General features: G+C 27.9%; 1 protein-coding gene. It reads right to left on the reverse strand.

Annotated elements, in window-relative coordinates; translation table 11 throughout:
* Positions 1-262, reverse strand: a 262-nt coding sequence (locus tag ACRHNM_RS17090; protein WP_431137834.1) for a T9SS type A sorting domain-containing protein, incomplete at both ends; no start/stop codon positions are given.

Genomic DNA, 262 nt, shown 5'->3' on the forward strand with positions numbered 1-262 from the left:
TACCTGATGATAAATGATCTGTCTTAATTTTATCTGATCCATTATAACTCTTAATCAACACTTTCCCCTGAAGGTCTATTATTTCAATGGCAGTAATTTCTACTCCATTTTTTGAATTTAAGTAAATAACATCATTAAACGGATTTGGGTAAATTGAAATTATATCTTTTTCGTATTCATCAACCCCTAAATTTTCTACAACCATTGTAGAAACTATATTAGTTATAATTGGTTCGTTAAAATCAAAAAATATGCTCGCAAC

This window comes from Psychroserpens mesophilus, assembly GCF_050617655.1.
GTDB classification, from domain to species: Bacteria; Bacteroidota; Bacteroidia; order Flavobacteriales; family Flavobacteriaceae; genus Psychroserpens; species Psychroserpens mesophilus_A.